The 20,902-nt window shown below is 45.5% G+C and carries 20 protein-coding genes, 1 tRNA gene and 1 pseudogene; 8 read left to right on the top strand and 14 right to left on the bottom strand.

Going from position 1 to position 20,902, the window contains the following annotated elements; all coding sequences use genetic code 11:
• Positions 1-24: 24 nt before the first annotated feature.
• From ICN15_RS01150 to ICN15_RS01115, 8 genes are all read right to left on the bottom strand, one after another.
• Positions 25-732, bottom strand: a complete 708-nt coding sequence (locus ICN15_RS01150; protein ID WP_216201487.1) for a TerC family protein — start codon at positions 730-732, stop codon at positions 25-27.
• Between the two features lie 99 nt (positions 733-831).
• On the bottom strand, positions 832-1,725 hold the full coding sequence (gene sucD / locus ICN15_RS01145; RefSeq protein WP_216200669.1) for a succinate--CoA ligase subunit alpha: 894 nt from the start codon (positions 1,723-1,725) through the stop codon (positions 832-834).
• Between the two features lie 14 nt (positions 1,726-1,739).
• Positions 1,740-2,909, bottom strand: coding sequence for an ADP-forming succinate--CoA ligase subunit beta (gene sucC / locus ICN15_RS01140; RefSeq protein ID WP_216200668.1), 1,170 nt, complete (start codon positions 2,907-2,909; stop codon positions 1,740-1,742).
• A 156-nt stretch (positions 2,910-3,065) separates the two neighbouring features.
• Positions 3,066-3,602, bottom strand: coding sequence for a regulatory protein RecX (locus tag ICN15_RS01135; RefSeq protein ID WP_216200667.1), 537 nt, complete (start codon positions 3,600-3,602; stop codon positions 3,066-3,068).
• 7 nt (positions 3,603-3,609) lie between these two features.
• On the bottom strand, positions 3,610-4,698 hold the full coding sequence (recA, locus tag ICN15_RS01130) for a recombinase RecA (RefSeq protein WP_216200666.1): 1,089 nt from the start codon (positions 4,696-4,698) through the stop codon (positions 3,610-3,612).
• 116 nt (positions 4,699-4,814) lie between these two features.
• Positions 4,815-5,348, bottom strand: a complete 534-nt coding sequence (locus ICN15_RS01125) for a DUF2878 domain-containing protein (RefSeq protein ID WP_216200665.1) — start codon at positions 5,346-5,348, stop codon at positions 4,815-4,817.
• 64 nt (positions 5,349-5,412) lie between these two features.
• Positions 5,413-5,489, bottom strand: a tRNA-Met gene (locus ICN15_RS01120).
• Between the two features lie 69 nt (positions 5,490-5,558).
• On the bottom strand, positions 5,559-6,293 hold the full coding sequence (locus tag ICN15_RS01115) for a fumarylacetoacetate hydrolase family protein (protein ID WP_216201486.1): 735 nt from the start codon (positions 6,291-6,293) through the stop codon (positions 5,559-5,561).
• A gap of 281 nt (positions 6,294-6,574) precedes the next feature.
• Here ICN15_RS01115 and ICN15_RS01110 point away from each other — a divergent pair, with 281 nt between their 5' ends.
• Complete coding sequence (locus tag ICN15_RS01110; RefSeq protein ID WP_216200664.1) at positions 6,575-7,186, top strand: MOSC domain-containing protein; 612 nt, start codon at positions 6,575-6,577, stop codon at positions 7,184-7,186.
• Positions 7,187-7,266: 80 nt separating this feature from the next.
• Here ICN15_RS01110 and ICN15_RS01105 read toward each other — a convergent pair whose 3' ends face one another.
• Complete coding sequence (locus ICN15_RS01105) at positions 7,267-8,937, bottom strand: MFS transporter (RefSeq protein ID WP_216200663.1); 1,671 nt, start codon at positions 8,935-8,937, stop codon at positions 7,267-7,269.
• A 304-nt stretch (positions 8,938-9,241) separates the two neighbouring features.
• Here ICN15_RS01105 and ICN15_RS01100 point away from each other — a divergent pair, with 304 nt between their 5' ends.
• From ICN15_RS01100 to ICN15_RS01085, 4 genes are read left to right on the top strand one after another with little or no spacing between them, the layout of a single operon-like run.
• The gene (locus ICN15_RS01100) at positions 9,242-10,327 is read left to right on the top strand and encodes a TRAP transporter substrate-binding protein (RefSeq protein WP_216200662.1); all 1,086 of its coding nucleotides are present in this window, start codon (positions 9,242-9,244) and stop codon (positions 10,325-10,327) included.
• A gap of 20 nt (positions 10,328-10,347) precedes the next feature.
• Complete coding sequence (locus ICN15_RS01095) at positions 10,348-10,890, top strand: TRAP transporter small permease subunit (protein ID WP_216200661.1); 543 nt, start codon at positions 10,348-10,350, stop codon at positions 10,888-10,890.
• Positions 10,890-12,332 carry a TRAP transporter large permease subunit gene (locus ICN15_RS01090; RefSeq protein ID WP_370625408.1) on the top strand — a complete coding sequence of 481 codons (1,443 nt, stop codon included), beginning with the start codon at positions 10,890-10,892 and terminating at the stop codon, positions 12,330-12,332. Before ICN15_RS01095 ends, ICN15_RS01090 begins: the two co-directional genes overlap by 1 nt.
• Before the next feature lie 38 nt (positions 12,333-12,370).
• Positions 12,371-13,969, top strand: coding sequence for a gamma-glutamyltransferase family protein (locus ICN15_RS01085; RefSeq protein WP_216200659.1), 1,599 nt, complete (start codon positions 12,371-12,373; stop codon positions 13,967-13,969).
• Here ICN15_RS01085 and ICN15_RS01080 read toward each other — a convergent pair.
• Positions 13,956-14,585 carry a trimeric intracellular cation channel family protein gene (locus ICN15_RS01080; protein ID WP_216200658.1) on the bottom strand — a complete coding sequence of 210 codons (630 nt, stop codon included), beginning with the start codon at positions 14,583-14,585 and terminating at the stop codon, positions 13,956-13,958. The two genes, ICN15_RS01085 and ICN15_RS01080, sit on opposite strands and share 14 nt — an antisense overlap.
• Before the next feature lie 81 nt (positions 14,586-14,666).
• Here ICN15_RS01080 and maiA point away from each other — a divergent pair, with 81 nt between their 5' ends.
• On the top strand, positions 14,667-15,347 hold the full coding sequence (maiA, locus tag ICN15_RS01075) for a maleylacetoacetate isomerase (RefSeq protein WP_216200657.1): 681 nt from the start codon (positions 14,667-14,669) through the stop codon (positions 15,345-15,347).
• Here the strand turns inward: maiA and ICN15_RS01070 are convergent.
• The 3 genes and pseudogenes from ICN15_RS01070 to ICN15_RS01060 form a co-directional block, all read right to left on the bottom strand.
• The gene (locus ICN15_RS01070; protein WP_216200656.1) at positions 15,318-16,247 is read right to left on the bottom strand and encodes an AEC family transporter; all 930 of its coding nucleotides are present in this window, start codon (positions 16,245-16,247) and stop codon (positions 15,318-15,320) included. The genes maiA and ICN15_RS01070 overlap by 30 nt on opposite strands.
• A gap of 20 nt (positions 16,248-16,267) precedes the next feature.
• Positions 16,268-16,792, bottom strand: coding sequence for a gamma carbonic anhydrase family protein (locus tag ICN15_RS01065; protein WP_216200655.1), 525 nt, complete (start codon positions 16,790-16,792; stop codon positions 16,268-16,270).
• 35 nt (positions 16,793-16,827) lie between these two features.
• A pseudogene (locus ICN15_RS01060) lies at positions 16,828-18,030 on the bottom strand (ammonium transporter).
• A 137-nt stretch (positions 18,031-18,167) separates the two neighbouring features.
• Here ICN15_RS01060 and ICN15_RS01055 point away from each other — a divergent pair.
• Complete coding sequence (locus ICN15_RS01055) at positions 18,168-18,530, top strand: Rap1a/Tai family immunity protein (protein WP_216200654.1); 363 nt, start codon at positions 18,168-18,170, stop codon at positions 18,528-18,530.
• Between the two features lie 48 nt (positions 18,531-18,578).
• Positions 18,579-18,866, top strand: coding sequence for a glycine zipper domain-containing protein (locus tag ICN15_RS01050; RefSeq protein ID WP_216200653.1), 288 nt, complete (start codon positions 18,579-18,581; stop codon positions 18,864-18,866).
• Between the two features lie 75 nt (positions 18,867-18,941).
• Here ICN15_RS01050 and htpG read toward each other — a convergent pair whose 3' ends face one another.
• The gene (gene htpG, locus ICN15_RS01045) at positions 18,942-20,843 is read right to left on the bottom strand and encodes a molecular chaperone HtpG (protein WP_216200652.1); all 1,902 of its coding nucleotides are present in this window, start codon (positions 20,841-20,843) and stop codon (positions 18,942-18,944) included.
• Positions 20,844-20,902: the final 59 nt, after the last annotated feature.

The raw sequence follows: 20,902 nt of genomic DNA, 5'->3' as shown, positions 1-20,902 counted from the left end.
TTTTCTGATCAATACGAGAGAAAGTTAATGCGCTTTTGTAGCTGCGTTCTTTTTCTTCATATATGTCCCCAGAAGAATCACAATCGCCACACCGATCACTTCAAAAGCCAACTTAGCATCGCCCAGCGCTTCCTGAATATTGTCTTTGATTGCAGGGTCTTCTACCAACATACCGCCAGCTAACAAGCCCAGTAGACCAGCGCCTAGAGTAATAATAATTGGAAAACGTTCCATCACTTTGAGCAGCATCGCACTGCCAAAAATGATTAGAGGGATAGACATACCTAAGCCAATAATCAACAGCAAAAGTTGGGTCTCTTGTGGGCCTTTTTGAGCTGCTGCTGCAACTGCCAACACATTGTCCAAGCTCATCACTAAGTCGGCAATTAAGATTGTTCGAATGGCTGCCCAAATACTAGTCTTGCCTTCCATATGCTCTTCGCCGTCACTGTCAGCTAATAACTGTACGCCAATATAGACAAGCAAAATAGCGCCAACAATTTTGAGATAAGGGAGGCTTAGTAAAGCGACTGCAGTGATGGTAAGCACTACACGCAAGATGATGGCTGCAGCACTACCCCAAAAGATTGCCTTCTTTTGTTGGTCTGGTGGTAAGTTGCGGGATGCCAAAGCAATCACAACGGCGTTATCACCAGATAAAAGAATATTGGCTACGATAATTGAGAGTAGAGCTGCCCAAAAGGTAGCATCTGAAAATGCTGAAAAATCCATCATGTCTCCGTACTGTTATCTATTTTAGTTTTAACTACTTTAGTTTTAATTACTAGGTACTACAAACAATATGCTGACGAATCAGCATACTTAAATCAATTACAACATCGCTTTGAGTAAGGCAGCCATTTCTGAAGGGTTTTTAGTTACCGTAAATCCGCACTCCTCCATAACTGCAAGCTTAGCATCGGCAGTATCTGCGCCACCAGAAATCAATGCGCCAGCATGGCCCATACGCTTTCCAGGAGGCGCTGTGACACCAGCAATAAAGCCAACTACCGGCTTTTTCATGTTGGCCTTGCACCAGCGAGCTGCTTCAGCTTCATCTGGCCCACCAATTTCGCCAATCATAATGATGGCATCTGTATCTGGATCTTCATTGAACATCCTCATGATGTCGATGTGCTTTAAACCATTAATTGGGTCGCCACCAATACCAACTGCAGTGGATTGCCCTAAGCCAATTGCAGTTAATTGACCGACTGCTTCATAAGTCAACGTTCCGGAACGACTAACAACGCCAATACGGCCTTTTCTATGAATATGTCCTGGCATGATGCCGATTTTGATTTCGTCTGGGGTAATGATTCCTGGGCAATTAGGTCCAAGCAATAACGTCTTTTTGCCACCAGCAGCTTCTTTTGCGGTCATCTTATTACGCACTTCTAGCATGTCTTTGACTGGAATGCCTTCGGTGATGCAGATAACAAAATCCAGATCTGCTTCAACCGCTTCCCAAATGGCAGCTGCAGCCCCGGGAGGTGGTACATAAATGACAGAAGCCGTAGCACCCGTTTGCGCAGCAGCTTCTTTTACAGTTCCATAAATGGGAATGTTGAAAATAGACTCGCCTGATTTTTTAGGATTTACGCCAGCAACAAAACAGTTTTTACCGTTTGCGTATTCTTGGCACTTCTCCGTATGGAATTGACCAGTCTTACCAGTAATACCTTGAGTAATTACTTTAGTATTTTTATTTACCAAAATAGACATTTTGATTTCCTTGATTATTTGTTTTTCGCAACAGCAGCCACTACCTTAGTAGCAGCCTCAGCCATTGAATCGGCACTAATGATTGGCAATCCTGAGTCAGCAAGAATCTTCTTACCCAAATCCTCATTAGTGCCCTTCATGCGCACAACCAGCGGTACGGTTAAGTTCACTGCCTTACAGGCCGTAACTACGCCATCAGCAATCACATCACAACGCATAATGCCGCCGAAAATATTCACCAAGATTGCTTCGACACTCTTATTTTTAAGCATGATCTTGAAGGCTTCTGTCACCTTCTCTGCAGTAGCACCACCGCCAACGTCTAGAAAGTTTGCTGGTTCGCCGCCGAACAACTTGATCGTATCCATCGTCGCCATCGCTAAGCCTGCACCATTTACCAGGCAACCAATATTGCCATCGAGGGAGATGTATGCCAGGTCAAATTTAGAAGCCTCGATTTCAGCAGCATCTTCTTCGTCGATATCGCGGTAAGCCACGATTTCTGGATGACGATATAGGGCATTTGGATCAAAATTGAATTTTGCATCCAGCGCTTTAATCTTGCCATTGCCCTCCAAAATTAATGGGTTGATTTCGACTAAAGAAGCATCTGTTTCCCAATAGGTTTTGTATAAGCTCTTGAATACATCGCTTGCCATTGGAATAGAAGCATCTGGAACACCAATACCTTTGGCAATAATCTGGCAGTCAGCATCAGTCAAACCAATCAATGGATCAACGAATACTTTAATAATTTTTTCCGGGTGAGATTCAGCAACTTCTTCAATGTCCATGCCGCCTTCACTAGACGCCATGATCACATTTTTCTGGGTGCCACGGTCTGTAACGATACTGAAGTAGTACTCTTTTTTAATATCAGCACCATCTTCAATTAATAGGCGATTTACTTTTTGACCTTCTGGTCCAGTTTGATGGGTTTTGAGTTGCATACCCAGAATCTCAGTAGCGTATTGCTTCACCTCGTCCATGCTTCTGGCTAATTTCACGCCCCCACCCTTACCGCGACCACCCGCATGAATTTGTGCTTTCACGACCCACACTGGACCACCCAGTTTTTCAGCAGCTTTGATTGCCTCGTCAATGCTAAACGCTGGTATGCCATTAGGAACAGGCACATTAAATTGGCGCAATAGTTCTTTACCTTGGTACTCGTGAATTTTCATTGTTACTCCTGAAACGGACTTTTTAGCAAGCGATGAGGATTAATTAAACCGATTTCACCTTATTCACCCATTTACTAAAGGGGGGGTTGGCTTGACCGAATTCACAATTTTATCATCCTGCAGTAGCGCAACACACCATTTTGGCTGTTAACCCGCTCAGTTACCTCGTCCTGCCACCACCTTAGAGACTACATCTGAGCTAAAGCCCTTAGAAGCCAGAAAACGGTACTGACGGGCTCGCTCCTTTTGCTCTGTTGCCAGCTCACCAAACTTGCGCTCCCATAGCTCATACGCGCGTTGAAATTCAGTTTCTTTGAGATTTCTGAGGAGATCTGCTGTCTTGGCGCCATCTACCCCAGCCTGCAGCAACTCATCTTGTATTTTTCGGGTTCCAAACCGCTCGCTTCGGCGTCGAACTAGAGCTTCTGCAAAGCGCTGGTCAGAAAGCCAACCCCGAGCCTCAAAATCATCCAAAACCGCCTCTATTTGAACCTTGAGGGGTATTTCTGTTACTGAGGCTTCAGCATCCTGATCAACTGGCTTCAGTTTCAACATTCTTGCTGCGGATTCTTCAAGCTTAGCGGCTAAACCCTTTCGACTGTATTCGCGCATCGATAAAAGGCGCAAAGCCCGAGCTTTGAGACTCGGGCTTTGTTGTTTACTTTTTTTTACAGTGCTGCTGGACTCTGACATTGAAAGCTTACGCTTCCTCTTCTTCGCTCACAACATCGCTAATAACCGCTGTACCAGCCTTCACACCTAATTTCTCACGAATCTTGGCTTCAATATCTTGCGCAATAGCTGGATTTTCTTTTAGGAACTCACGAACATTGTCTTTTCCTTGACCAATGCGATCACCGTTATAGCTATACCAAGAGCCTGATTTCTCAACGATATCGGCTTCAACACCCATATCAATAATTTCACCTTCTCTAGAAATACCTTGACCGTACATGATGTCGAAAATGGCTTCCCGGAATGGAGGGGAGACCTTATTCTTCACTACCTTCACGCGTGTCTCATTACCCACAACCTCGTCACCCTTCTTAATACTACCGATGCGTCGAATGTCTAAACGCATAGAAGCGTAGAACTTTAATGCATTACCACCTGTAGTTGTTTCTGGTGAACCAAACATCACACCAATTTTCATTCGAATCTGATTAATAAAAATGACTGTTGTATTGGTACGCTTGATTGCGCCAGTCAATTTACGTAGGGCCTGACTCATGAGACGGGCTTGTAAGCCTGGCAATGAATCCCCCATGTCACCCTCGATCTCCGCCCTTGGAACCAAGGCTGCTACAGAGTCGATCACAATTAAATCGATAGAGCCTGAACGCACTAATGCGTCAGCAATTTCTAGCGCTTGCTCACCAGTATCTGGCTGTGAGATTAATAAATTATTCACATCGACACCAAGACGCGAGGCATATTGAACATCCAAGGCATGCTCAGCATCGATAAAGGCACATGTTCCACCAATTTTTTGCATCTCGGCAATGGCATGCAATGTCAAGGTTGTTTTTCCTGAAGACTCGGGACCATAAATCTCAATCACGCGACCGCGCGCTAATCCTCCAACTCCTAGGGCGATGTCTAAACCCAATGAACCACTGGATACCACTTGAATGTCTTGATTTATCTCTGCATCGCCCAATCTCATGATTGAGCCCTTGCCAAATTGCTTTTCAATTTGCGCCAAGGCTGCCGTTAGCGCTTTTTGCTTATCTCCGCTCATACCGTCAAATTCGGATGAGGCTGATTTTCTTTTGTCGTCGAAGGCCATGTTCACTCCCTTTTCACTGTTTGATGGGCTATTTTTTGAGGTTTTTGAGTTTTTTGTTAACATGAAGTTACTGTATATAAAAACAGTACTATTTGCAAGTAACTTTTAAAAAGAATTTACTGATTTTGTTCTAGGCTTGTTCTGATATGGCGATGATGCCAATAAAAGAACAGCGGGATCGCAGCACCCCAAATAATTGCTAGGCACACTAGGCCGCCCAATTGCCCATCAACCCCCCATGAGCCTGCGCCCATGCGAATGCCTGCCTCATAGGACAATGGACCAGCTATAGCCCCCAAGATTGCCCCCAATAGCGGTTTGCCACGCAACCAACATAAAGATCCATTAATGGTGCTGGCTACCAATGCCCAAAGTGTCCACATCCAAACAGGAGATAAATAGGGGCTAGGCCAAGCATCATTGAAGTGTAAAAAGCCTAAATTCACTATAAGTGTGTCAGCGCTCACTCCTAATAAAACCGCCTTTAATATAAGCTTTAACTCAAACCTTGGATGCTCTGAGCGCCAAATATGAATGGCTAGATACAAAAGAGTAATGAGAACAGGCCATAAGACCTCATTGTTGGCCGCCCCAATAATGCATGCGAACCAACCTGCCTGAAACAGTACGAAATTCCAAAATTTAGCCATCGATCACACCTCAGCAAGTCTTCCAAGAAAAAAGCCACTGCCGGTGGGCAATGGCCTTTTGATTTGGTGGCGATTCAGGGATTCGAACCCCGGACCTGTGGATTATGATTCCATCGCTCTAACCAACTGAGCTAAATCGCCGAAGGTCAGATTTTAGCTTATTTGGTCAAAATGCTCAATTGGTCCAGTTCGACCCGGTAAAACAATTTATCAAACGACCTTAATAGTTAAATCAGGCAAATTATCGATGCTGCAACGGATGACATCGCCACGGACAACCGGCCCAACATTCTCAGGCGTGCCAGAGTAAATGATGTCACCAGGAAATAATTCGTTTGCTTCCGATAGCTTGGCAATTTGCTCTGCCACCGACCAAATCATTTGATCTAAATTTGCCTGTTGTTTCACGACTCCATTTACAGACAGGGCAATAGTGCCTTTGGTAAAGTGGCCAACCTGGCTCACTCGAAAGACCGGTCCAATTGGAGCGGAATGGTCAAATGACTTACCGATTTCCCAAGGCTTTTTCTGATCCCCCATAAAGCGCTGTAAATCACGGCGCGTCATATCCAGACCTAAAGCGTAACCAAATACATGCTCAAGGGCTTTGTCTACAGGAATATTTTTGCCGCCTTTATTCAAGGCGGCAACTAACTCAACCTCGTAGTGATAATTTTTAGTCAGTGATGGATATGGGTGATCCACAATTTTATTGGGAGCGACAAACTGAATGGCATCTGTCGGCTTTTGAAAAAAGAATGGTGGCTCACGAGTAGGGTCAGACCCCATCTCACGCGCATGGGCTGCATAGTTTCTGCCAATGCAGTAAATACGGCGGACAGGAAACTCAGCATCACTACCCGCAATCGGGATGAATGTTTGTGGAACCACAAAAGGGATTTTAATTGAATCATCGGACTTGTGAGCCTGAGCAACAGCAACCATCCCCACCGAGGACAGCGATGCAACGCCCAGCTTGATTGCGTTCCGACGACCGAGAATATCGTGATTTTGATTTGACACGCTGAACTCCTTTAAGCAGATTCGTCATCATATGCGAATCAGAAAATAAATACATCGGGGAAATCCTAGTGCTCCCTTAAAAGAAAAAAGTGCTGATTCACTCGTTACGGTTATGACGGAAAAAATATGATCCACATTAAGCGATAAAGAGGCATCATTTCATTTCCTAGCTAGATTAATTTACCTGAACCTCACTTAAGCCTATGCGACTTCTATCAATCTCTTCTGGAAAAGTAATGCCGCTCTTTGGCTCTCATCATCCAAACTATTCAAGCGTAGCCTCTGCCATCGATAAAAAATCGATCAGCAACTTGGATCGTCCTTTGGTAATAGAAATCAACAAGCTGGGTATTGTGGGAGATGAGCAAGCAGATCTATCAGTACATGGCGGACTAGAGAAGGCCATTTATGTTTATCCGGTTGAGCACTACGCCTTTTGGAATGCATTACTCACTCGAGAAACAAAGAAGCAAGCCAATCTTTTACCAGGCTCTTTTGGCGAAAATTTTACTGTTGAGGGTCTCCTGGAAACGGAGATCTTTGTTGGGGACAGAATTCAGATGGGTGACCTTGAATTTACCGTAACCAAACTACGTGAGCCCTGTTTTAAATTCAATGCCAAGATGAAATACAAAGGCGCGGCAAAGGCGATGTTGCAATCGGGCTTTAGCGGTTGGTACTTGCGAGTGAATCAAGTAGGAATGATTGCAGCCGGTGAAGAAATCAAAGTCATCCCAGGCGAAAGACTCACCTCAATTGCGGACCAAAACAAAGCACTCTTTAATCGGGGCAATCAAAAGAATCTTTGGGATTAAATCCCTGGGATTAATTTTGGCAATAAAAAAACCCGACCACCAAGTGATCGGGTTTAGTTTTTGATACAGACTAGTGCAGCTTAGTCTTTTGCGTAGATATCTACGTCTTTCGTTTCTTTCACAAACAGTACGCCAATTACCAATGTCATCGCAGCGATGATGATTGGATACCAGAGACCGTAGTAAATATTGCCGTTTTGCGCAACCAAGGCAAAGGAGATCGTTGGCAATAAGCCGCCGAACCAACCGTTACCAATATGGTACGGCAAGGACATCGAGGTGTAACGAATGCGGGTTGGGAACATCTCAACCAACATCGCCGCGATTGGGCCATAAACCATCGTTACCAAGATAACCAAGATAACCAAGATGCCCAGAACTGCAGGAAGATTAATCGCAGCAGAGTCAGCCTTTGCAGGATAGTCAGCGGCATTCAATGCTTCACGAATGGCTTTCTTGAACTCGGCATCTTTTGCTTTCGCATCTGCTGGAGCCATACCCTTAGCCGAGTAACCCTCAATCTCTGTATCGCCAATCTTCACAACAGCAGTACCGCCCGCTGGGCCAGCAATCGTTGTGTAGCTTGCAGAGTTAGAGGCCATCACCTGCTTTGCAATATCGCAAGAACTCGTGAACTTCGCAGTACCCGTTGGGTTGAACTGGAAAGTACATTCGTTCAAATCAGCGGTAATACTTGCTGGTGCAGCTGCCATTGCTTTTTCCAATGCTGGATTAGCAAAGTGAGTTAGTCCATTGAACAATGAAACCGGTGTGTTCGGGATGTACAAAATGATAGCTAACAATAAGCCGCCCATGATGATAGGCTTACGGCCGATCTTATCTGACAAAGTACCAAAGATCACGAAGAATGGTGTGCCGATTACCAATGAAGCAGCAATCAACAAGTTTGCAGTCTTAGGATCCACCTTTAATACTTGAGTCAGGTAGAACAAAGCGTAGAACTGACCTGTGTACCAAACCACCGCTTGACCTGCAACCAGACCAAACAATGCCAAGATCACAATCTTCAAGTTTTTCCATTGACCGAATGATTCTGTCAAAGGTGCTTTAGACAATTTGCCTTCATCTTTCATCTTCTTGAAAGCAGGCGATTCATTCATGGACAAACGAATCCACACAGAAATTGCCAACAATGCAATAGAAGCGATGAAAGGAATACGCCAGCCCCAAACATCAAAGTCTGGACCAGTGAATTCACGGGTGAATAAAATCACCAGCAAAGAAAGGAACAGGCCAAGAGTAGCTGTTGTCTGAATCCAGGATGTGTATGCACCACGCTTACCTTGAGGAGCGTGCTCGGCAACGTAAGTTGCCGCGCCACCGTACTCACCACCCAAAGCCAAACCTTGCAACATACGTAATGCGATCAAGATCACCGGAGCAGCAACACCAATGGTTGCATAGTTAGGCAATAGACCAACGATGAAGGTTGCACCACCCATCAACAGGATCGTTACCAAGAAGGTGTACTTACGGCCGATCAAATCGCCTAAGCGACCGAATACCAAAGCGCCAAATGGGCGAACGATAAAACCGGCAGCAAATGCTAACAAGGCAAAAATGAAGGCAGAGCCCGCATCTAAACCTGAGAAAAACTGCTTGGCAATAACGGCAGCCAAAGAGCCGTAAAGATAAAAGTCGTACCACTCAAAAACCGTACCTAATGAGGAAGCAAAAATAACTTTGCGCTCAGCGGCGGTCATTGGGGCTGCTTTAGTTGATGTTGACATCAGTAGCTCCTAACTATTTTTATTGAAATAAAAAACAACTCAGCGATTATGAGGGGGAAAAAACCAAAGAAATCGGGCACTTAGGGTAATTCCCCATCAAAATTCATAAGGGTTTTCCCTAGAACTGTGGAATTGTTGCAACGCATTCGTTGCATGCTTATTAATCGCACTTGCACCAACATGTTGCGAGCAGCCCAATTCAGGTGCATATGGGATTAAGCGCCCATGAGCACCCCGATTTAATAGCCTTTGTAATCAATTTTTGGCAGTGCACTAAAAATTAACTCATCAAGGAGCAATACAAATGAAAAGACGTGACTTTTTAAGCAAATCTGCATTAGGCGCTGCCGCTGGTGTACTAGCAGCTCCGGCCATCGCGCAATCCATGCCTGAAGTGAAATGGCGCTGTGCCTCGAGTTTTCCTAAAAGCCTAGACACTATTTATGGTGGCGGTGAATATATCTCCAAGCGAGTAGCGGCTCTGACCGATGGCAAGTTTCAAATTCGTATTTTTGGAGCCGGCGAGATTGTCCCGGCCTTTGGCACAGTAGATGCCGTTCAGCAAGGCACGGTAGAGTGCACCCACACCGCTGGCTATTACTTTGTTGGAAAAAATAAGACTTTCGCATTTGATACCACTGTGCCCTTTGGTATGAACCAGCGCCAACAAAATGCCTGGATGTATTGGGGTGGCGGCTTAAAGCTCCAACGAGAATTTTTACGTGACTACAACATCGTCTCTTTCCCAGCCGGTAATACTGGCACCCAAATGGGCGGCTGGTTTAAGAAGCCTGTCAAAACTGTGGCAGACCTCAAAGGTCTAAAAATGCGTATCGCCGGCCTTGGCGGCGAAGTCATGTCACGTCTGGGCGCAATCCCACAGCAAATCGCTGGTGGCGATATTTACCCAGCCCTTGAGAAGGGAGTCATTGATGCAGCTGAGTGGGTAGGCCCCTATGATGATGAAAAATTGGGCTTCTACAAAATCGCGCCTTATTACTACTACCCAGGTTGGTGGGAAGCCTGCTCTATGTATTCTATGTATGTGAACATTAAAGAGTGGGAGAAGCTACCGAAGCAATACCAAGAGGCATTCTCCTCTGCTTGCGCAGAATGCAACATCGACATGATGGCGGAGTATGACTACAAAAACCCAATCGCCTTGCAAAGCCTGATCAAGAATGGCGTCAAACTCCAGTCTTACTCAACAGACATTATGAAAGCAGCTTCGAATGCTGCCTTTGAGATGTATGAAGAAGAGGCTGCTAAGAATCCCTCCTTCAAGAAGATTTATGAGCCATGGAAGAAATTCCGTAATGATCAAATGCTGTGGAACAAAGTTGCGGAACAGACGCTGATGAGCTTTATGTTGACGAATCCAGTCAAATAAGAACCTACCAATAAGTTGATATGCCAAAACAATTATTAGTTTTCTCAAGTTTCGTTGATCGTTTAAATGATCGTTTTGGAGTATTGGCGAGTTGGTTGGTATTAATTGCCGTACTGGTCAGCACTGCAAATGCGCTGATCCGGTACGGCTTTAACATCAGCTCAAATGGTTGGTTAGAAGCGCAGTGGTATTTGTTTGCTGGAATGGTGATGCTCGGCGCCTCCACTACGTTTCGTCTGAATGAACACGTTCGCGTGGATGTTCTTTATGCAATGTACCCCAATCGAGCGCGCCTCTGGCTAGACTTTTGGGGTGGCATCATTTTCTTCTTACCAGTCACTATGGTGATTGGTTATTACTCTTGGGAATTTTTTATCAACTCGGTAATCCTCAATGAGACCTCGAGCAATCCAGGTGGCCTCATTCGCTGGCCGGTGCGTGGCGCTATTACTTTAGGCTTTTTCTTGCTCACCCTTCAGGGCTTCTCTGAAATTATTAAACGCTATGCAGCCATCATTGGCGTGATCAAAATCGATCCCAAGTACGAAAGACCTTTGCAATGATTAGTCATGATCTGATGGCCCCCATTATGTTTGGGGGCCTCATTGTATTTTTATTAATTGGATATCCGGCTGCATTTTCTCTTGGCGCGGTTGGCTTATTCTTTTCATTCATCGGTATTGAAATGGGCATGTTCCAGCCCACTTTTTTACAAGCCCTGCCCGACAGAGTCTTTGGCATTCTTTCAAATGACCTTTTACTCTCCATTCCCTTTTTTACCTTTATGGGAGCCATTCTTGAAAAGTGTGGCTTAGCAGAGGACATGCTTGAGGGACTAGGGCAATTATTCGGCCCAATCCGTGGTGGACTTGCCTATGCAGTGATTATTGTGGGCGCCATTCTCGGCGCAATCACGGGTACGGTCGCAGCTTCCGTCATTGCGATGGGTCTCATCTCTCTGCCAATTATGTTGCGCTATGGATATAACCCACGCGTAGCTACTGGCGTTATTGCAGCGTCTGGAACGATTACTCAACTCATTCCGCCATCACTCGTATTAATTGTGCTGGCTGACCAGTTAGGTAAATCGGTTGGAGATATGTATGCCGGTGCTATTGGGCCATCTATTATTCAAATCGTTCTATTTTGTTTATTTATTTTCTTCCTATCGATTTTTAGACCACAAGATGTACCTGCCCTGCCCCCAGAGGCTCGTCCTAAGATTGACTGGAAATTATTCAAACGGATTCTGTGGGGCATTGTTCCCTCGATCGCTCTGATCTTCCTAGTGCTTGGCACCATCCTGATGGGTCTTGCTACACCAACCGAAGGTGGCGCCATGGGTTCAGTAGGCGCCTTAGTTCTAGCAGCCATGAACAAGCGCCTTCACAAGCCGTTGGTTTGGGAGGCCATGACCTCCACCATGCGCATCAATGCCATGGTCATTTTTATTCTGATTGGCTCAACTGTATTTGGCTTGGCTTTTAGAGGTGTGGATGGCGATCTTTGGATTGAAAATCTTCTCTCAGGACTTCCAGGCGGACAAGTTGGCTTCTTGATTGCGGTGAATTTATTTGTTTTCTTCTTGGCTTTTTTCTTAGATTACTTCGAGATCGCTTTCATCATCATCCCCTTATTAGCGCCCGTTGCTCAAAAGCTTGGTATTGACCTCATTTGGTTTGGCGTGCTTTTGGGAGCCAATATGCAAACATCATTTATGCATCCCCCATTCGGTTTTGCCTTGTTCTATCTGCGAGGGGTAGCGCCAAAATCGGTGAAGAGCTCTGATATTTATTATGGGGCACTTCCCTGGGTTGGCTTGCAGCTGATCTTGGTTGCCATCATTATCTTTGTCCCTGAAACGGTAACGTATTTCATTGATCAACCTGCCGCTGTTTTTGATACCAACGGGCCATCGGTTGATCCATTAGCCGGTGTCGAACAAAATGAGATTACAGTAGACTCCAGCTCTGACATTGAACGTCAGCTACGAGAAAATAAATAACAATCCATCTTCAGATGGTTGTCAAAGGGGTTTAAGTAATGCAACAAAAATGGGGTATCCGAGGGATGGCGGTAGCGCCACACTCCCTGGCATCTGGGTCTGCTTTGGCAGTGCTGAGAGAAGGTGGCAATGCCTTAGAGGCCATGGTCGCAGCAGCAGCTACCATTGCTGTCGTATATCCCCATATGAACTCCATTGGCGGAGACTCTTTTTGGGTAGTTCACTCACCTGGTAAGGCCATGGGTGGCATTGATGCCTGTGGTGCAGCAGCCGGCTTAGCCACTAAACGGTGGTACGCGGAGCGTGAAATCACTCAGGCCATTCCTTTTAGAGGAGCTGTTGCAGCCAATACGGTCGCAGGAACTATTTCTGGTTGGGGTGCGGCTCAGAAACTATCGCAACAAGGTCTTGGGGGCAAGCTACCGCTTTCCCGTCTCCTAGCAGATGCGATTCACTATGCTGAAGCCGGTGTTCCGGTAACGTATAGCCAATCAAGCCTGACTGAAAAAAAGCGAGCCGAGTTAACGCCTATTCCTGGATTTGCGGAGACCTTTCTAGTGAACGGAAAGGCGCCAGCAGTAGGCTCTATTTTCAAACAAGAGCGACTGGCTAAAACTTTGCGTCAAATTTCCCGAAAGGGAACCGAGGATTACTACCGCGGTGATTTAGCCGAATTACTAGCGAAAGAACTCACTGGGATTGGAAGCCCACTCAGACTAGGAGACCTTCGCCGTCATCAGGCCAAACTGATTGATCCACTTGAACTAAAACATAGTTTAGGTAATGTATACAACATGACGCCACCCACCCAGGGCGTGGTGTCCTTGATGATCATCGGCATCCTAGATCAGCTCAATCTCAAGCGCTTCAAAGTCGACAGCGCAGAGTATGTTCACCACTGTGTTGAAGCCACCAAGCAAGCATTCAAAGTGCGTGATCAATTTGTGACTGATCCGGCATACATGAAAAGAAATGCGCAATCATTTTTAGCGCCTGCGTTTCTCAAAAAACTAGCCAAGAATATCAATCCTGAGAAAGCATTACCTTGGGGTCAAGGCAAAGGACCGGCTGATACGATTTGGATGGGTGTGATTGATGGCCATGGTAATTGTGTTTCCTTTATTCAAAGTATTTATCACGAGTTTGGTGCCGGCATTGTGCTGCCCCAATCTGGTGTGAACTGGCAGAACCGTGGCTGTAGTTTTTCTCTTGATCCAAAGACACTCAATCACCTTGAACCTTATCGCAAACCATTTCATACATTGAATCCAGCAATGGCTTTATTGAAGGATGGCCGGTCTATGGTGTACGGCACGATGGGCGGGGATGGCCAGCCCCAAACGCAATGTGCCGTCTTTACTCGCACAGCAACTTATGGACTCGACCCACAAGACGCGATTAGTCGCCCACGTTGGCTTTTGGGTCGCACCTGGGGTCAGACTAGCGATAGCTTAAAACTAGAATCCCGCTTTAGCCCATGGGTTGCAAAAGAACTCCATGCACTAGGGCATGAGATTGAAATGCTCGATGCCTTTGATGAAACAGTAGGTCATGCAGGCTGCATTATTCGCGATCCATCTGGCACTTTGCATGGCGGTTGGGATCCTCGCAGTGATGGCGCGGTTAGCGCGTTTTAGTGATGAAGAACTTGGGTACGCGCAGATCCCAGCGAATGGCAGCTGCGCGTAATCCAAAAATGGCCAGCATACAAAGCACCGATCCCTCTAAGGTGTACTGGGGTAAGAAATTTAAAATCAGCACATAGATAAAACAGCCTAAGGTGACCGGGATCGCATAAAGCTCATGCGACATAAACAAGGTCTTTCTTCCTGCCAAAATATCGCGCAACAGACCGCCGCCGATCGCCGTGATCACTCCTAAAATGACCGGCGCTACTGGTAATCCAAATCCCAAGTTCCATACCTTATCGACCCCCTGAATACCAAATAAGGCAGCACCTAAGGCGTCAATGTAAAGCATCCAGCGATAAATCTGTGGTTGGGTAAAAAAAGATTCGGCCACAAAAGTGACGACGCACGCGCCCAAGGCAACCCAAATATAAATTTGGGTGATCGACCAAAATACCGGCACATCCAAAAAAATGTCGCGCAGTGTTCCACCGCCAATCGCGGTAATCACACCTAGCACCAACACTCCCAAAAGATCGACGCCACGATCAGCGATAGCCAGAACACCTGTGACTGCAAAAGCAATGGTGGCGATGATGCCAATCCAGAAATTAATTTGATCCATAGGGCTTAGTCTAAATCACTGAAGTCAGTCGATCAATGAAGCCCTGAATATACTAAGGGCAATACTCTTAAGGAATCTTGAATGAAAACTCAGCTTTATAGTTTTTGGCGTAGCTCAGCAGCCTTTCGGGTGCGAATTGCCCTCAATTTAAAAGGCCTTGATTATGAGGTAATTCCGGTGCACCTGGTTCGGCAGGGTGGTGAACAGATTTCTGTTGAGTACGCCAATAAAAATCCCAATCTTTTAGTGCCTCTCTATACCGACGGCACGCATACTATTCATCAATCACTCGCCATCATTGAATACCTAGATGAGATTCAAGTAAGCACCCCACTACTGCCTCAGACCGCAATCGATCGAGCTTGGGTGCGCGCAATAGCGATGGACATCGCTATTGATATTCACCCCTTAAGTAATTTACGAGTCTTGCGTTATCTAGTAAGGAACTTAAACATCAGCGTGGAGGCAAAAGATATCTGGTATGAACACTGGATGTCTTTAGGCCTAACCAGTCTTGAAACCCAATTAAGCACAGACTCAAGGGTGGGACGCTTTGCTTACGGGGATCAACCTGGCTTGATCGATATCTGCTTGGTACCGCAAATATTTAATGCGCTCAGTGCAAAGATGGATATGAAAGACTTCCCAACCTTAATGAGAATCTATCGCGAGTGCATGCAGTTGCCTGCCTTCATCAATGCTTCCTGGGAAAAACAAATTGATGCTGAAGGATTAAACCCCCCTACTCCACCAGAGGAATAAAGACAGCGTTAACAAAGAACCCATCGTAGTTAAGAGCACGACTCGGGAAATAATTCGGCTATCGGCACTGTAATACTGGGCCAGCATAAATGGGCCCGTACCAGTAGGAAGGGCTGCCAGTATCACCACTGCACTGATCCACAATTCTGATAAATCCAAAATCGGTCCAGCAATGCACCAGGCGACCAGCGGCTGAATAATCAGTTTTGCAAAACTAATGCCCCAAACCTGCTGGGGTGCAGAGCTTTCTTTTTGTATAAGAAAGAGTCCGATAGAGACCAGCGCACAAGGCGTGGCAGCTGCAGCTAAAAATGCAATGACTTGTGCAAGCGGGTCATACAACACTAAATCAGTTGACGCCCACAGTAAACCTGCCACTGGCGCAATTAATAATGGATTGGTGCAAAGTGACTTCAGTACGCTCCAAATAATTTCATGGGATTTTTTGTGTGACAAAATTCCAATCTCGATCAGCACAGTAGCTAAGGCAAACATAATAAAAACAATAAAAGTAGAAATGATTGCGGGCGCTAGACCATCTTGACCCAGCGCCAAAACACACAGCGGGATCCCCATATAACCGGTGTTGGAGTAAGACGCGCTTAATCCGGCAAAGCTGGCTGCCGCCAAATCTCGATTACGTACCCAGCTCACTATCAATATGAGAATGAATACCATTAAACAACTCAGAAAAAAAGCAGCAATGAAACCCGGTTGCCATAGCGTTTGCCAACTACTGCTCACTGCGAAATTAAATAACTGCGCAGGGAGCGCAAGCCAGATGACAAAACGATTTAACTCGATTGATGCGCTCTCACCTAACTTACCCGTTTTGCCACAAACATAACCAATCAGAATAAGGGCAAATACGGGAAAGACGACATTGAAGACGTAGAACAATTTAGGTGTGCTTTATTAGATTAAGCAATCTTCTTTAGAGTCTGTTGGTAGCGCCGAGCATTTTTAACATAGCGTCCAGCAATGTCTTCAATACCAGCAATCTGCTCTGCCGTCAGTGTTTTTACCACCTTAGCAGGTGAGCCCAAAATCATGGAGCCGTCGGGAAACTCTTTACCCTCGGTCACTAAAGCGCCAGCACCCACTAAACAGTGCTTACCGATTTTGGCGCCATTTAAAATCACCGCACCAATCCCCACTAAACTGCCATCGCCGATTTGGCAACCATGCAACATCACTTGGTGTCCAACAGTGACTTGCTTGCCAATCATAAGGGGGTAACCAGGATCCGTATGTAAGATAGAAGCATCTTGCACATTACTGCCCTCGCCGATTTGAATCAGATCATTATCACCACGGATAACGACCTTGGGCCAAACGTTAGCGTTCTTATGTAGCTCAACCCTACCGATGACTTCAGCGCTCTCAGCAACCCAAGTACCCTCGCCCAACTGGGGGATGTTTCCGTCTAGTTCAAATATAGCCATGACTCATTATAGGTAATGGCTATATTTAAGGAAGCCTACCAGTTAGGCTCACGATCTGGCGTTGATGAAATACGATGAATACTCAAATCGGCACCTTCATACTCTTCCTCTTGCGACATCCGGATACCTAAAATTGCTTTTAACAATCCATAGACCACAAAACCGCTAATAAGCGCAATCGCCACTCCTAAGCTAGTGCCAATCAACTGAGCTAAGAAAGTCACACCGCCAATACCGCCGAGTGCTTTGGCTCCAAAAATACCTGCTGCCAAACCACCCCACAAGCCGCATAAGCCATGCAAAGGCCAAACCCCTAGAACATCATCAATCTTCCAGCGGTTTTGTACCAAGGTAAACATATAGACAAATAGAGCACCAGCGATTAAGCCAACTACCAATGCGCCCATGGGGTGCATTAAATCTGAGCCAGCACACACGGCAACGAGACCAGCTAAAGGACCGTTATAGGTGAAGCCAGGGTCATTGCGCCCAATCACCCAGGCAGCCAATGTACCGCCAACCATGGCCATGAGTGAGTTCATCGCCACTAAGCCGCTGACCTTATCAATCGTCTGTGCACTCATCACATTAAAACCAAACCAACCTACTGCCAATATCTAAGCGCCCAAGGCTAAGAATGGAATACTAGAAGGAGGATGTGCAGCAACGTTGCCGTCTTTGGTGTAACGACCTCTTCGCGCACCAAGCAAAATGACTGCGGGTAATGCGATCCAACCCCCAACCGCATGCACTACAACTGAGCCGGCAAAATCATGAAATTCTTCGCCAGTAAATGACTTAATCCATGCCTGAATACCATAGTGCTGATTCCAAGCGATGCCCTCAAAGAAAGGGTAGATAAAACCAACCAAAATAAATGTGGCAATTAATTGAGGATTGAACTTCGCGCGCTCTGCAATGCCACCAGAAATAATGGCGGGAATAGCAGCAGCAAAAGTTAATAGAAAAAAGAATTTAACCAGTTCATAGCCATTTTTCTGGGCTAGTAATTCCGCACCTGAGAAAAAGTCCACGCCATAAGCAATGCTGTAGCCAATGAAGAAATAGGCAATGGTCGATACTGCAAAGTCGACCAAGATTTTGACCAAGGCATTGACCTGGTTCTTTTTGCGAACAGTACCTAGCTCGAGAAAAGCAAAACCCGCGTGCATCGCCAAAACCATGATGGCACCAAGCAAGATAAATAGAACGTCACTGCCTGACTTTAAAGTGTCCATTGAAATAACCCCTTTATGTTTTTGCATCATTATGGGGAATAGTGAGATCTATTGCGGGCAATAATGCACCTATTTAGTGCAAATTAATGCCATTAATATGGTTTATGATTCGCTTATTAACACCCAAGGAAAAATCCATGAAAAAAAATTTAGCTTTATTGGTCGCTCTAGGCGCTTTTAGTGGCCTAGCCCAAGCCCAAGAAAAAATTCCCGTGCTGAGTACTCAAGAGCTCGTGAATGTTTGCAAATTGCCAGCAAGCCCAGAATCCCGCAGTTTCTGTATTGGTTATACAACTGCTATTTATGACACTTATTTAGCGACTCGCCACCCACAGCACGCAAAACCCTATATTTGCGTTAAGCAACCAGCCCCATCACGTGATGAAGTAATTGGTGATTTTGTAAAATTTGCTCAAGGCAACCAACCGGTTTCTGATAGACCTGCATCTGGTGTCTTTTTGGGCTTTTTGGCAGCACGCTTTCCTTGCGCCAAAAAATAATTTAAGCCATTTAGCTAATTCAATACCTAGACTTAAGGAACTGTTGATATGAAAAAAATTATCGCCATTACCGCTGCAACTGTAGCTATCGCTGGCTGCTCAAATATGAGCAACACTGAGCAGCGTACTTTATCTGGTGCCGGTATCGGCGCTGCCGCTGGTGCAGTTGGTACAGCCATTTTCCATGGCAACCCCATTTGGGGTGCAGTAGGTGGTGCAGCAGTTGGTGCAGCGTCTGGTTATGTTTATGATGCCTACAAAAAAGAACAAGCTTCTGAGTACAACTCGGGTTACAACGCTGGTAAAAATAATCAGCCAGCAAAATCGCCTAACTAATAGCCTGTCTTAGAAGAACAAAAAAACCGGCTTGATTAATTCTCAAGTCGGGTTTTTCTTTGAGGCTCTAGCAAATTAGGAAAGTAGTAGCTGATTAATCCGCTTTACATAAGCAGCAGGATCATTTAACTGACCACCTTCAGCCAAAAGAGCCTGATCAAATAAAACCTGTGTCCATTCATCAAAATGCTGATCATCTGCTTTCAGCCTCAAGAGCAAAGGATGTTCTGGATTGATCTCTAATATCGGCTTTGTATCCGGCGCTTGTTGACCTGCCGCTTTAAGCATCCGTAATAAATTACCAGAAAGCTCATTCTCATCAGAGACCAAGCATGCTGGAGAATCCGTTAATCGGAAAGTCACGCGAACATCTTTCACTTTATCTTCTAAAGCGGACTTCATGCGATCGAGCAGATCCTTGAAGCTCTTTTCAGTTTCTTCGTGCTCCTTCTTTTCTTTTTCATCACTTAAGTTGCCAAGGTCCAGTCCACCTTTAGCTACGGAGGTCATCTGTTTACTATCAAACTCGGTGAAGAAAGAGAGCATCCACTCATCCACTCGGTCAGACAGCAATAAAACCTCAACACCCTTCTTACGGAAGATCTCCAAATGGGGACTATTTTTAGCCGCATTAAAGGTATCACCAGTCACGTAATAGATCTTATCTTGGCCTTCTTTCATGCGCGCAACATACTCAGCCAAAGAAACCGTTTGATCAGATGAATCGGAATGCGTACTTGCAAAACGCAAGAGCTTGAGGATGCGATCTTGATTCGGCTGGTCTTCCCCCATGCCCTCTTTGAGTACTTGGCCAAATTGAGTCCAGAAAGTACGGTACTTTTCTTTCTTAACATCATCATCGCTGTTAGCTAAATCCTCCAACATACTCAGCACACGCTTGGTCGAGCTTTCACGAATGATCTTGACATCACGTGACTCTTGCAGAATTTCACGAGAGACATTTAACGGTAAATCGGTTGAGTCAATCACGCCCGTTACAAAGCGGAGATACATCGGCATTAATTGCTCCGCATCATCCATGATGAACACGCGCTTCACATAGAGCTTAATACCACCGCGCTTATTGCGATCCCATAAATCAAAAGGGGCGCGTGCTGGCACATACAGTAGTTGTGTAAATTCGCTGCGACCCTCAACTCTATTTAAGGAGTAACACAAAGGATTTTCATAATCATGCGATAGATGCTTATAAAACTCAGCGTATTGCTCTTCTGTGATTTCAGATTTAGGACGCGCCCATAGAGCGCTCGATTGATTAATACTTTCCAGCTCATCCTTAACAATCTGTTCATTTTTCTCGGCGTCCCACTCCTCTTTATTCATTTGAATAGGCAAGGAGATGTGATCGGAGTACTTGCGAATAATGGATTTGAGCTGATGCGTAGAAAGGAAATCATCCTCTCCTTCGCGTAGATGCATAGTGATTGATGTGCCACGCTGTGGGCGATCAATGTTTTCTACCGTAAACTCACCTGAGCCATCTGACTCCCAGCGAACTCCATCACTGGCTGGTAAGCCTGCACGACGGGTTTCCACAGTAATGCGGTCAGCCACAATAAATGCGGAATAGAAACCTACGCCAAACTGACCAATCAATGCAGCATCTTTTTGCTGATCGCCAGAGAGTTTTGAGAAAAACTCTTTAGTACCAGAGCGGGCAATGGTTCCCAGATTAGAGATCACTTCATCGCGGCTCATGCCGATACCATTATCAGCAATAGTTACTGTTCTTGCGGTCTTATCGACACTCACCTTGATCTTCAGTTCAGGATCATCGCCATACCAATCGGGATGCTCAATGCCCTCGAAACGCAATTTGTCGGATGCGTCAGATGCATTGGAAATCAACTCACGGAGAAAAATTTCCTTATTGGAATACAAGGAATGAATCATCAGCTGTAAAAGTTGCTTTACCTCAGCCTGAAATCCCAATGTTTCTTTGCTAGCTACAGACATACGAATACCCTCTTCATTAATGAACTTAACCTTCTGTAAATGGGGCCTAATTACCGCAT

Origin of the sequence: Polynucleobacter sp. CS-Odin-A6 (assembly GCF_018882095.1) — a bacterium.
Lineage (GTDB): Bacteria > Pseudomonadota > Gammaproteobacteria > Burkholderiales > Burkholderiaceae > Polynucleobacter.
Note: the sequence above shows the minus strand (reverse complement) of the source record. Positions and strands in the feature narration are given on the sequence as shown.

Excerpts from the sequence above, each read along its gene's own strand:
- ICN15_RS01150 (WP_216201487.1), bottom strand. The coding sequence starts at position 732 with ATGGATTTTTCAGCATTTTCAGATGCTACCTTTTGGGCAGCTCTACTC.
- sucD (WP_216200669.1), bottom strand. The coding sequence starts at position 1,725 with ATGTCTATTTTGGTAAATAAAAATACTAAAGTAATTACTCAAGGTATT.
- sucC (WP_216200668.1), bottom strand. The coding sequence starts at position 2,909 with ATGAAAATTCACGAGTACCAAGGTAAAGAACTATTGCGCCAATTTAAT.
- ICN15_RS01135 (WP_216200667.1), bottom strand. The coding sequence starts at position 3,602 with ATGTCAGAGTCCAGCAGCACTGTAAAAAAAAGTAAACAACAAAGCCCG.
- recA (WP_216200666.1), bottom strand. The coding sequence starts at position 4,698 with ATGGCCTTCGACGACAAAAGAAAATCAGCCTCATCCGAATTTGACGGT.
- ICN15_RS01125 (WP_216200665.1), bottom strand. The coding sequence starts at position 5,348 with ATGGCTAAATTTTGGAATTTCGTACTGTTTCAGGCAGGTTGGTTCGCA.
- ICN15_RS01115 (WP_216201486.1), bottom strand. The coding sequence starts at position 6,293 with ATGGTTGCTGTTGCTCAGGCTCACAAGTCCGATGATTCAATTAAAATC.
- ICN15_RS01110 (WP_216200664.1), top strand. The coding sequence starts at position 6,575 with ATGCGACTTCTATCAATCTCTTCTGGAAAAGTAATGCCGCTCTTTGGC.
- ICN15_RS01105 (WP_216200663.1), bottom strand. The coding sequence starts at position 8,937 with ATGTCAACATCAACTAAAGCAGCCCCAATGACCGCCGCTGAGCGCAAA.
- ICN15_RS01100 (WP_216200662.1), top strand. The coding sequence starts at position 9,242 with ATGAAAAGACGTGACTTTTTAAGCAAATCTGCATTAGGCGCTGCCGCT.
- ICN15_RS01095 (WP_216200661.1), top strand. The coding sequence starts at position 10,348 with ATGCCAAAACAATTATTAGTTTTCTCAAGTTTCGTTGATCGTTTAAAT.
- ICN15_RS01085 (WP_216200659.1), top strand. The coding sequence starts at position 12,371 with ATGCAACAAAAATGGGGTATCCGAGGGATGGCGGTAGCGCCACACTCC.
- ICN15_RS01080 (WP_216200658.1), bottom strand. The coding sequence starts at position 14,585 with ATGGATCAAATTAATTTCTGGATTGGCATCATCGCCACCATTGCTTTT.
- maiA (WP_216200657.1), top strand. The coding sequence starts at position 14,667 with ATGAAAACTCAGCTTTATAGTTTTTGGCGTAGCTCAGCAGCCTTTCGG.
- ICN15_RS01065 (WP_216200655.1), bottom strand. The coding sequence starts at position 16,792 with ATGGCTATATTTGAACTAGACGGAAACATCCCCCAGTTGGGCGAGGGT.
- ICN15_RS01055 (WP_216200654.1), top strand. The coding sequence starts at position 18,168 with ATGAAAAAAAATTTAGCTTTATTGGTCGCTCTAGGCGCTTTTAGTGGC.
- ICN15_RS01050 (WP_216200653.1), top strand. The coding sequence starts at position 18,579 with ATGAAAAAAATTATCGCCATTACCGCTGCAACTGTAGCTATCGCTGGC.
- htpG (WP_216200652.1), bottom strand. The coding sequence starts at position 20,843 with ATGTCTGTAGCTAGCAAAGAAACATTGGGATTTCAGGCTGAGGTAAAG.